Raw genomic sequence first — 11,258 nt, 5'->3', positions numbered from 1 at the left:
CTTTTCCTAAAAATTCACTACCGTCTAACTTACAAATGTTTAGCTGCTGAATCGGTTCTTGTTGAAAAAAGGATCATCATCAAAGCGTAGGGTTGATTTCCGTTCCGGCTGGGCGCTTTCCTGGGGGCGTTCGATGAGCCGCTTTTGTTGTTGTTGCTGTCGCTGCGCTTTCGCACAGATAAAACCCTATTGCTGACGCTTCGCTTTCGCACAGACAAAACCCAGTTGCTGCCGCTACGTTAGCACTACGCTTTCGCACAGAAGACATCCGCTTCGCTGCAGGGTCTCGGGCCAACAGATGTTTTTTGCGCGAAAGCGAAGCGGCAGCAGCACCGATGTTGGTCACGAAGGCGTTATCACAGGACGTGATGCTCTTAGCCTTCGTTTCTCTATCGCTAATCCCCGAGGAGTCGCCCAGCCTCCACTACAATCAACTTATATGCATGGTGTACGTTTTAACATAATGTCGCCCCTAATTTCCGAAGATGGACAAAAATTTATTAGAAATCATTGGAATTTTACCAAAGCCTGGTGTTGATTTCCGTTCCAACTGGGTGCTTTCCTGGGGGCGTCGGGGCAACAAATGGTTTCTGTGCGAAAGCGAAGCATTCATCCCCCTGCACATAAAAACAACAAAAAAAGTCCTCTGCAAATAGGATTTTTCCTAATTGCAGAGGACGATCATGACCGCGTTGCCACCTCATATTAGAGCATATTTGCTCTCCCTTATGTGCTTGGCCTTAGTTCGCCAGTTAAATTGACGTATCTTTTATCTAAGTTGAAGCACCCCCCTATAACGTGGGGAATCCGTTCGCTATTAATAATTAGCGACTCTCATAAGTCCATTCACATAAGCTACAAATCAGTTTGCACCATCCACTGACTCTCTAAATTGCACACTTATGCTACTACTCTTATTCAACAATTTCTCAGCTATTCTCATCTAAACTCAGCTCATCTGTTCTAAGGCTGACCTCGCTCCCGAGACCAACTACCTTGTATCGAACAAAAAAGTTAGCCTTATTCTATTCCAAACCACAAGAATTGTCAATCAATTCAGAGAAAAAGAAAAATGTTGAAAGAAATTTTGAAATTATATCAAAGGGAAAAATGACCCTAAATATACCGGGAAAAGGAAAACAAACTACCTACTTTTGAGTATTTATCATGTATTGACCTCGTAAAAATATCAAGTTATAGTAAATCCTGAACATTTATTCTCTAATACATAAAAGAAGGTAGGAACGAATATGTCCGTTCGAAAAAAACTAAATATAGGTTTTATTTCACTCACTTGTTTACTCTTAATATCAAGTATTATTTCATTTTTTCAGTTTAAGTCGGTTGAAGGAGATTTAGTAGAGGTACTTGATCACAGAATCGTGCAAATTCAATTAACAGAGAAAATACAGCAAGAGCTTGCTTCACAAGGGCTCTTTTTGCGTTCCTATATTCTAAATAGTAAGGATGAGACGACAAAATCAAATTTAGAACGTTATAAAAAAATTCTACCAGAGACGATTCAAGAGCTTTCAGGCATTGTTCGTTCCGATTATACAAAAAATATTATGAAGCAAGTAACCGAATTACAGCAAGATTTACTAACAAGTTCTGATAGAGCAGTGCAAGCATTTAATAGTGGAAATACAGATTTAGCTTTATCATACATAAATGGAGAAGTTACAAAAAGCAACAAAGAAATTTATACTCTGACAAATGATTTATTAAATTATCATGACAAACAGTTGCAAAAAGTTAAAGACACTGTTGTCCAAACAGTTGCACGAGCTCTTATTATTTCAATTGTCTTACTTGTTTTAAGTGCAATTGTTGGTTTCTATTTTATGTATTTTGTAAAACGCTACATCACTCAACCTCTTCGTAAAGTCATTGACGCAGCCGATACATTAGCACACGGTGACTTAACGATTGCTCAGCTTGAACATCACTCAAAAGATGAAATTGGTACACTTGCCACAGCAGTGAATGCATTAAAACAGAAGTTATCTGTACTGCTTAAAAATGTTCAGGACAATGCTACACAATTATCTGCTGCTTCTGAAGAACTTTCCGCAAGCACTGTAGAAGTGAAAACAACATCAAGCGACATTTCACATCGAGTACAAGACACGTCAAACCATTTATCTTCATCTGCTAGTGCTTCTCAACAAAGTGCTCTAGCTATGGACGAAACAGCTGCTGGTGTACAACGAATTGCTGAGGCTACTCAAAATTTGCATCACAATGCTATAAGTATGACACAGCTTGCCAATACCGGGGGGAGAACTATTTCAACTGCCAAAGAGCAGATGGATACAATTTCTGAATCAACTACACGAATTGCCAATTTAACACGCAAGCTAAGTAAGCAATCTGAAGAAATCGGGCAAATTACAAAAGTAATTACGGCTATTACTGAACAAACAAATTTACTGGCACTCAATGCTGCCATCGAAGCAGCACGAGCTGGTGAGCATGGCAAAGGCTTCGCGGTTGTAGCAGATGAAGTACGAAAGCTTGCTGAAGAATCTAATCAATCTGCTGGCCAAATTGTTGCCATCACAAATGAAATTCAAACGGATACAAGAAATGTAGCAGCTGCTGTGCATGAAGGATTAGCATCTGTCCAGGATGGTGTAGCAAAAATTCATGAGGCCGGTGATGCATTTGATTCCATTACAGAGTCTGTGCAAGCATTTACTGACCAAATTGAAGATATCTCAGCCACTTCGGAACAAATTTCAGCAAGTGCTGAAGAAGTCGCTGCCTCTGTAACAGAAATTGCAAATGGTGCGAGCATTTCAGCGAGCAACTCACAAATCATTGCTGAAGCAGTAGAAGAGCAAGCTGCAACAATGCAGCAGGTGAATGAGGTAGCTGAGGAATTAAGCGACAACGCGCAGCAACTCCAATCATTACTACTGCAATTTAAACTTTAACTTCTTTCAGCAATGTCTCCCACCGCTATAGTTAGTGAGATAAATGCGGACTTAAGTTACTTTTCAGCGGGTGTCCATACAGCTGAAAGAAGTTAAAGCCTCCGGCGGATGTCACGGAATCGGAAAGGAGTTCTTTGTGCAAGCACAAAGCCGATTCCGGACGCAATTATGCCGAGGCATAATTGATTAAACCAACAAAAAGAATCTGCTGCTTTCCCAAGAAAGCAAGCAGATTCTTTTTTTCATAAAAAAACAGGGAAAGAAATGTTTCCTTTCCCTGTTTTAAAGACTTATGTTAAACAGTAGGCTCGTCAGTACCCCATTGTTTTTTCTCTTTTTTGTGTATTTGACCATCTGATTTTTTCATTTCACGAATCTTAAGTGAATACCAGATTTGTGCAGCAATACAAATTGAAGAATACATACCTGTGAATAAACCAATTAATAACGCGATTGAGAAGTTTTGAATCGACGGTGCACCTAAAAGAAGAAGTGACACTGTAACGATAATAACCGTTAACACTGTGTTAACAGATCGACCCATCGTTTGACGTAGTGATTTGTTAACGATATCCGCTAACACTTCACGGTCTTTAATCGTATCATATCGATCTAAGTTTTCACGCATCCGGTCAAACGTAACAATCGTATCATTAATAGAATAACCGACAATCGTCAGTACAGCTGCAATAAACGTAATATCAACTTCTAAGCGCATAAAACTAAACACAGCAAGAATTAAGAATACGTCATGTAGTAACGAGACAATTGCCCCAACACCCATGCGCCATTCGAAACGAACCGCTACATAGATAATGATACCGATAGCCGCAAGTGATAATGCTTTTACTGCATTTTTTACAAGCTCTTTACCGACAGTTGGTGACACTGTACTTATTCCAGGTTCATGACCATATTTTTTGCCAGCTTCTTTTTTGAATTTTAAAATTTCTGCTTGCGATAGGTCATGTTTGTAACGGATAACCGCAGAGTTACTCTTTTCACCTGTCAAAACGATATCTTCAGATGAGAAGCCAATACTATCTAGATATTTAGATACTTCTTCTTTATTCAACGTTTGCTCCGCCTCAATTTGCACACGAGTACCACTTAAGAAATCAATACCAAGGTTTAGACGGAATATACCAAGAACCACTAAACCAGCTACTAGAATAGCTAATGAGAATGTATAGAATTTTTTACGGTTGTGTACAAAGTCAAAACGATCAAATTTCGTTGATAAATCTAATGTACCGATATTTTCATCTAAGCTATGCTGTTTAGATTTTGCAATACCAAACCATGCTGGATTGTTGAAATAGCCACTATTGACAAGTAAACCTAATAGTACACGAGAACCCCAAACAGCTGTTACGAAGCTTAGTAAAATACTAATAATTAATGTTGTTGCAAATCCTTTAACAGAGCTTGTCCCCCATTGGAATAATACAGCAGCAGCTAATAATGTAGTTAGCTGTGCATCGATAATTGCTGATAAAGACTCCTTCGAGCCAATCTGGAATGCTTGTTTAACCGAATAACCTACTCGTAGCTCTTCACGAATACGCTCCGCTGCTAAAATATTCGCATCAACGGCCATCCCTATACCGAGCACGATAGCTGCAATACCCGGCAGTGTTAACACTGCATTGATCCAGTCGAATACAACTAGTACTAGGAAAGTGAAAATAACAAGTGTAATGATGGAAATAAAGCCAGGTAAACGATAGTAGAATAGCATAAATAAGAAAATTATTACTACGCCCACAACGCCAGCGAAAACTGTACTTTTCAGTGCTTGGTCACCAAATTGTGCACCAACTGAAGTAGAATAAATTTCATTAAGCTTCACAGGAAGTGCTCCAGCATCTAAAATACCTGCTAAATTCTTTGTTTCTTCAACTGTAAAGTTCCCGCTAATCATTACATCTGTTGTATTTAATGTTTGGTTAACTGTCGCTGCAGATGCATAGCGAGGCTTCGCTTTTTGTGATTCAGCTTTATATGAATCAACACCTTCTTCAAAGTCTAACCAAACAACGAGTAAATTTTGACCAGCTGGTTTAGCGGCAATTTTACTTGTAATATCAGCAAATTTTTTCCCATCCTTTAATGTTAGCGAAACAATCGGACGATTTTGCTGGTCAAAGGAATCCTTAGCACCACCTGGCTTTAAGTCATTACCATCCAGCAATATATTGTCATCGACATCACGGAATGTTAAATTTGCAGTAGTAGACAATAATTTACGTGCTGATTCTTGGTCTTCGACACCCGCTAATTGCACACGAATACGGTTTTTGTCTTCAACCTGAATGCTCGGTTCACTTACCCCGATAGCATTTACACGTTCACTAAGAGCTGTTGCTGTTGCCGACAAAACACCCGGTGTAATTTCTTCTCCCTTGTGTAATTCTTCCACCTCATAAAGAACCTCAAACCCGCCCTGTAAGTCAAGGCCTAGCTTAATGTCCTTTAAGACGCCGCCTACAGTCGTACCGATGGTTGCTGTGAAAATAACCATTAGTAGTACGAATGCAACTATACGACTTTTTAGTTTCATTTATAAATCCTCCTCGAATTGGTGTAAGGCAAGTCCTTACACTACAAACAAGTATAATAGCAAGTCCTTTTGAAACGTTTATTCCTCCTTTTCCTTTAGAATAATGTTGCCTGTGCTTCAAAAAGGTTGCTCTACTTATTTCAATCGTTCATAACGCGCAAATTTATCCCTGTATTTGAATAGGTGTATGCCTCCAAATTTAGAAAAGAATGATTAGGAGGTTTTTGAATAAATATACTTATACAAATAAAAAAAAGCGCAACACACTCATTATGAAACACGTTGCGCTTGGTGTCAATTCAACACTTTTAGTATTCTTTTATTATTTGACAAATTTCACACATTTTCTTCTTAAGTTTTAACCGGACCAAGTAGCATTTTTAACTCTTCCGTATTCAATTCTGTAAACCAATCATTATTTTGTAAAAATTCTACTTGATTAAATGATACGATATCGGATGGTGATACTGCAAAAATAGTTGCGATAATTTCATGTAAACGTAATTGATCAATATTTTTTCTGCGCCATTTTTTCTCTACACAATAGCGCCATAGTTCTTCTGCTGTAATCGCATCGTATTGATAATGTTTAAACTCTTCTATCTTACTATCAATTGCAGGACGAATTTTTTCAAATAGTTGCTCATACTGCATACTCATTTTGAATCATCTCCAATCAAAGTTGTATCGTAAGACATGTTTGCATACAAATAGTGTAAATGAATTTTTGTGGCTTGAGAAGGGACGGATGGCATGAGTTCTTTTGTACGGGGTACACTATTTTTAATGTTCGTGATTTTTTTATCAAAACTCTTTGGCTTCTTTTATAGAATGCAATTTATGCGTATCGCTGGTGGAGAGGCGGTCGGCATTTATATGACCGTCTATCCGGCGTTCATTTTCTTCATCTCACTCATTCAACTTGGACTACCTATCGCTGTGGCAAAAATTGTAGCAGAGTTACTAGCAAAAAACAAACGCGAAGGCATCTATGGTGTTATGCGTACGGCTATTCTTTGGTCATTTATTGGCATGATCATCTTTATGCCGATTGTTGCACTTACAATACCATATATCTCGACTACGCTTTTACATAATGAACAAACAACATTTACGCTTTGGATTGCACTCTTTGCTGTACCAGTTTCAGTTGGTTCTGGATTATTGCGCGCTTATTTACAGGGTATTGCAAAAATTACACCGACAGCTTGGGCTCAAATGATTGAACAAATTATCCGCATTAGCTTCATCACATTTACACTACCTTTTGTGGCTGCCTATGATAATGCTGCCATTACAGCAGCCTCTGCTATGGGTATTACGCTTCTAGCTGAAGTCGTTGCTTTCTTGTATTTGTGGATACATTATATTGTTTCAAAGAAAAAATTATTGACACGAAAAAACAAAATCGAGGCTTATCCTGCCTCCCCGATGTTACGAATTGCCCTTCCTTCTGCTGGAAGCAAACTATTTGGATCTTTTACTTGGTTTTTAGAACCTATCATTTTTTTAAAGGCTTTAACTATGGCTGGATTGACAGCTTCAGCAGCAACAATTTTATATGGGGTTATTTCGGGTGTACTAGTCCCTCTATTATTATTCCCAGCATTTGTGTCTGCAGCACTTTCGATCGTTCTTATACCAGCTGTTAGTGACGCCGTTGCACGCCAGCATATTCCGCTCCTACAAGAACGCATTTCTGTATCATTACGACTTTCATCATTAGTGGGCTGTGTTGCTGCTACGTACTTTTTCGTTCATGGAGACGACTTAGCTGTGAAGCTCTTTCACTTAGAAGAAAATCGTGGTTATGTGAAAATATTAGCGCCTATTTTTTATTTTTATTATATACAAAGTCCATTGCACTCTATATTACAAGCAATCGGTGAGGCTCGCGCAGCAATGATGAACTCCATTTACGGTGGTCTTGGTAAGCTCTTTGTCATGTTCGTACTTGCTTCTCAGCCTGGTATACAGGAAAAAGGTGCCGTTGTAGCAATTGGCTTTGGCGTTTTATTAACTTCATTTTTGCATATTGCAACAGTAAGACAGCGCAAAAATTTGCGTGCTAGTTTTAGAATGTTTGTTGTTCCATATAGCTGCTTTATAGCTGTTTGTGTTACTCAGTATTTCCTGATGCAAATGATGCCACTGCCTTTTATTTTAAGTAGTTGTGTAACCCTGTTTTTACTATTTACTTTTTTACTATTTTCCAATCAGTTACGCATAACTGATTTGCGCTACCTTCGTAAGTTGGCCAAGAAAGTTTAAGATTCTTTCAGCTGGATATGGAGCCGATCTTCCTCCCAAACACAAAAAAATACAGTGTTACTATCCGTGATTTTATTTTTAGCAAGCTCTGCCATTAACCAATCAGCATCTTTATGCAATACCTGTAAATGCCTATCCTGAATATCACCGTCGATAATCAGTGGGTAAACAAATGCCTTTTCATCTTTTTGGTATACAGACAGATTGCCCGAGGGCTCTAGATAAGCATAAGCAATATCTGTAACGGAAGCATTTCCGTTTTCGCGTAATTGTTGACACAAATCATCTAAATTATAGCGTTGCTTGCGCATTTCACTTTCTAAAATGACACCATCTCTTATCAGTAATACTGGATCACCATCAACTAGGTCACGGAATTTTTTACTTTTGAGTGAAATATATGCAGTTGTTATTTGAATGAAAAACAATATGATGATTGGTAAAATCACACTAAATAAAGGGCTTTCGAAATCATCAAGTGCAAATGCAGCAACCTCAGCCATTAAAATGGATACAACTAAATCTATTACAGATAATTCACCGACCTCACGTTTACCCATTAAACGAAAAATTATTAGGATAAACACATATAAAAAGCATGTTCTAAAAATAATTGTTAAATATTCTTCCATGCAGTCACCCCCATATAATAAGGTGACCGTGTACGTTACTTTTTATACAAAAAAAGCCTTGTCAAAAATGAATTCCTGCATTTTGACAAAGCTATTTATATGGTGTAAGGCGTTGTCCACTAATGTTGGACAACGCCTTTAAGACCTAATATTAGTTATTAACACTACGTCCGATTGCCTGACGATCAAATTTTACGCGCACATTGTCTGCGATTTTTAATGTTATAGTTGTGTCCTCAATTGAGTCAATCTCACCATGTAAGCCACCGATTGTAATAACTTTATCTCCACGTTGCAAATTACTCTGCATACTTTGTGTTTCCTGCTGTCTCTTTTTAGCAGGGCGGATTAAAATAAACCACATTGCAACGAACATTAATAATATTGGTGCAAATTGTAGTAATGATGATGTATTCATAATTCTTCTTGCCCCCTTTCTAATTCTCACTTTTTTAGTATAGACTATTCCACCCTAAAAAAGCGATGGACAAGCCTAAAATTTTTCTATATTATTAATATTTTTTCTATGATAGACAATAATTTGCTAGAAATATTCACAAATCACACAAATTCACATGATCTTTTTTCTAAATATTAGAAGTTCTTTGCATTTGGTCCATTAAAGCCATATTTCTCGAAAAATTCTTCTCGGAAATCACCAAGACGATCTTCACGGATTGCCTCACGCACTTGCTCCATTAGTTTCAATAGGAAGTGTAAGTTATGGTAAGTCGTTAAACGGATGCCAAATGTTTCTTCCGTACGAATTAGATGGCGGATATAGGCGCGTGAATAGTTTTTACATGTATAACAATCACAGTTCGGATCAATTGGCCCGAAATCACGTGCATATTTTGCATTTTTAACAACTAAACGACCTTCAGATGTCATTAATGTGCCATTACGGGCAATACGTGTTGGTAATACACAGTCAAACATATCAATACCACGAATAGCACCATCGATTAATGAGTCAGGTGATCCGACACCCATTAAATAACGTGGTTTATTAGTTGGCATTAATGGTGTTGTAAACTCTAATACTCGGTTCATAACGTCCTTAGGCTCACCAACAGATAGCCCTCCAATTGCATAACCTGGGAAATCTAGCTCTACTAAAGCTTCTGCAGAACGACGGCGTAAATCCTCGTATTCTCCCCCTTGAATAATACCAAATAAACCTTGTTCTTCTGGACGATTATGTGCCTCTTTACAACGTTTAGCCCAACGTGTTGTACGGTCTACTGATTGCAGCATATAGTCATATGTCGCAGGGTAAGGTGGACATTCATCAAAAGCCATCATAATATCCGAACCTAAATCATTTTGAATTTCCATCGCCTTTTCTGGACTTAAAAACAATTTGTCCCCATTCAAATGATTGCGGAAATGAACCCCTTCTTCTTCGATTTTACGGAATTGACTGAGTGAGAACACTTGGAAACCACCTGAGTCTGTTAAAATCGGGCGATCCCAGTTCATAAATTTATGCAAGCCCCCTGCTTCCTTAACAATATCATTACCTGGTCGGAGCCATAAATGATACGTATTTGACAGAATAATACCTGCATTCATTTCTTTTAATTCCTCAGGTGACATGGTTTTAACAGTTGCTTGTGTACCAACAGGCATAAATGCTGGCGTTTCAAAAGAGCCATGCGGCGTATGCACGATGCCAAGGCGTGCTCCTGTTTGCTTACAAGTATGAAGTAGCTCATAACGAATTGCTGGTTGTGTCATATTATAAAAAATTCCTCTCTTATCTAAAGTAAAAACAGTACTCCGATTTTTTTCTTTATTCTCCTTTTGGACGAATAAACATAGCATCACCAAAGCTAAAGAAGCGATATTTTTCTTCTACAGCTTGTTGATAAGCACTTAAAATTGTATCTCTTGTCGCAAGTGTACTAACAAGCATTACAAGGGTCGATTTTGGTAAATGGAAGTTTGTGATTAAACCATCCACAACCGTAAATTCATATCCTGGATAAATGAAAATAGACGTCCAACCTTGTTCTGCTCGCACTTCACCTTCATATTTAGAGCCGATAGTTTCTAATGTACGTGTAGAGGTTGTACCAACCGCAATCACTTTTCCACCGTTACTCTTTACTCGGTTTATGATAGATGCGGCTTCTTCCGTTACACTATAAAATTCGGAATGCATTGCGTGATTTTCAATTGAATCTACACTTACAGGACGGAAAGTTCCAAGTCCCACATGTAACGTGATAAATACAACTTCGACCCCTTTTGCTTTTACTCGCTCTAGTAATTCTTCTGTAAAATGCAGGCCTGCAGTTGGTGCTGCAGCTGAGCCACGCTCTTTTGCATAAACGGTTTGGTAACGATCCTTGTCCTCTAATTTTTCACGAATATATGGAGGTAGTGGCATCTCACCAAGTCGCTCTAAAATTTCATAAAAAATCCCATTATATTTAAACTCAAATGTACGTCCACCATGATCAAGCTCTCCTGTACAAGTAGCTGTCAGTAAGCCATCTCCAAATGTTACAACTGTGCCGACTTTTACACGTTTAGCTGGTTTAACAAGTGTTTCCCATTCATCTGTGCCTGCCATTTGCTTTAATAGCAGTACCTCTATATGAGCACCAGTTTCCTCCTTAACGCCCATTAAACGCGCTGGTAAGACCCTTGTATCATTTAACACAAGGCAGTCTCCAGCTTGTAGCTCATCTAAAATATGAGCAAAATGATGATGCTCAACATTTTTCGAGCCTGGCGTCACTACCATTAAACGACTAGCTGTACGGTCCAAAAGTGGTGTTTGTGCAATAAGCTCTTCTGGCAATTCAAAATCAAAATCTTCTACACGCATGAAAATACTTCCTT

Annotated in this window: 9 protein-coding genes and 1 other annotated feature; of the genes, 2 read left to right on the top strand and 7 right to left on the bottom strand. The window is 38.3% G+C overall.

Annotated features, from left to right (window positions below):
* Positions 1-79 precede the first annotated feature (79 nt).
* Positions 80-259 carry a hypothetical protein gene (locus ABH968_RS01425; RefSeq protein ID WP_370041892.1) on the bottom strand — a complete coding sequence of 60 codons (180 nt, stop codon included), beginning with the start codon at positions 257-259 and terminating at the stop codon, positions 80-82.
* Positions 260-670: 411 nt separating this feature from the next.
* Positions 671-931: a binding site (T-box leader), on the bottom strand.
* 319 nt (positions 932-1,250) lie between these two features.
* Between ABH968_RS01425 and ABH968_RS01420 the strand changes: the two genes are divergently transcribed.
* The gene (locus ABH968_RS01420; protein WP_370041891.1) at positions 1,251-2,939 is read left to right on the top strand and encodes a methyl-accepting chemotaxis protein; all 1,689 of its coding nucleotides are present in this window, start codon (positions 1,251-1,253) and stop codon (positions 2,937-2,939) included.
* Between the two features lie 295 nt (positions 2,940-3,234).
* Here the strand turns inward: ABH968_RS01420 and secDF are convergent, their stop codons facing one another.
* On the bottom strand, positions 3,235-5,502 hold the full coding sequence (secDF, locus tag ABH968_RS01415) for a protein translocase subunit SecDF (RefSeq protein WP_370041889.1): 2,268 nt from the start codon (positions 5,500-5,502) through the stop codon (positions 3,235-3,237).
* Positions 5,503-5,853: 351 nt separating this feature from the next.
* A complete protein-coding gene (locus ABH968_RS01410) occupies positions 5,854-6,162 on the bottom strand; it encodes a post-transcriptional regulator (RefSeq protein WP_370041887.1) in 309 nt (102 codons plus the stop codon).
* A gap of 93 nt (positions 6,163-6,255) precedes the next feature.
* On the opposite strand from ABH968_RS01410, the gene ABH968_RS01405 reads away from it, so the two are divergent.
* A complete protein-coding gene (locus ABH968_RS01405; RefSeq protein ID WP_370041885.1) occupies positions 6,256-7,773 on the top strand; it encodes a putative polysaccharide biosynthesis protein in 1,518 nt (505 codons plus the stop codon).
* Here the strand turns inward: ABH968_RS01405 and ABH968_RS01400 are convergent.
* From ABH968_RS01400 to queA, 4 genes are all read right to left on the bottom strand, one after another.
* Positions 7,770-8,405, bottom strand: coding sequence for a DUF421 domain-containing protein (locus ABH968_RS01400; RefSeq protein WP_370041883.1), 636 nt, complete (start codon positions 8,403-8,405; stop codon positions 7,770-7,772). The two genes, ABH968_RS01405 and ABH968_RS01400, sit on opposite strands and share 4 nt — an antisense overlap.
* A 151-nt stretch (positions 8,406-8,556) precedes the next feature.
* Complete coding sequence (gene yajC, locus ABH968_RS01395) at positions 8,557-8,823, bottom strand: preprotein translocase subunit YajC (RefSeq protein ID WP_370041881.1); 267 nt, start codon at positions 8,821-8,823, stop codon at positions 8,557-8,559.
* Between the two features lie 176 nt (positions 8,824-8,999).
* Positions 9,000-10,145: a tRNA guanosine(34) transglycosylase Tgt gene (tgt, locus tag ABH968_RS01390; RefSeq protein WP_053484805.1), complete on the bottom strand. Its 1,146-nt coding sequence runs from the start codon at positions 10,143-10,145 to the stop codon at positions 9,000-9,002.
* A gap of 55 nt (positions 10,146-10,200) precedes the next feature.
* Positions 10,201-11,244 (bottom strand): tRNA preQ1(34) S-adenosylmethionine ribosyltransferase-isomerase QueA, encoded by a 1,044-nt coding sequence (gene queA / locus ABH968_RS01385; RefSeq protein WP_370041879.1) that lies wholly within the window; start codon positions 11,242-11,244, stop codon positions 10,201-10,203.
* Between the last annotated feature and the right edge of the window lie 14 nt (positions 11,245-11,258).

It is taken from the genome of Lysinibacillus sp. RC79, assembly GCF_041262405.1.
Taxonomy (GTDB): Bacteria; Bacillota; Bacilli; order Bacillales_A; family Planococcaceae; genus Lysinibacillus.
The sequence above is the reverse complement of the archived record's forward strand: the minus strand, read 5'-3'. Positions and strand labels throughout refer to the sequence as shown.

Bases quoted from the DNA above. Each gene is read 5' to 3' on its own strand.
- tgt (WP_053484805.1), bottom strand. From the start codon at position 10,145: ATGACACAACCAGCAATTCGTTATGAGCTACTTCATACTTGTAAGCAA.
- queA (WP_370041879.1), bottom strand. From the start codon at position 11,244: ATGCGTGTAGAAGATTTTGATTTTGAATTGCCAGAAGAGCTTATTGCA.
- ABH968_RS01420 (WP_370041891.1), top strand. From the start codon at position 1,251: ATGTCCGTTCGAAAAAAACTAAATATAGGTTTTATTTCACTCACTTGT.
- ABH968_RS01410 (WP_370041887.1), bottom strand. From the start codon at position 6,162: ATGAGTATGCAGTATGAGCAACTATTTGAAAAAATTCGTCCTGCAATT.
- ABH968_RS01405 (WP_370041885.1), top strand. From the start codon at position 6,256: ATGAGTTCTTTTGTACGGGGTACACTATTTTTAATGTTCGTGATTTTT.
- yajC (WP_370041881.1), bottom strand. From the start codon at position 8,823: ATGAATACATCATCATTACTACAATTTGCACCAATATTATTAATGTTC.
- secDF (WP_370041889.1), bottom strand. From the start codon at position 5,502: ATGAAACTAAAAAGTCGTATAGTTGCATTCGTACTACTAATGGTTATT.
- ABH968_RS01400 (WP_370041883.1), bottom strand. From the start codon at position 8,405: ATGGAAGAATATTTAACAATTATTTTTAGAACATGCTTTTTATATGTG.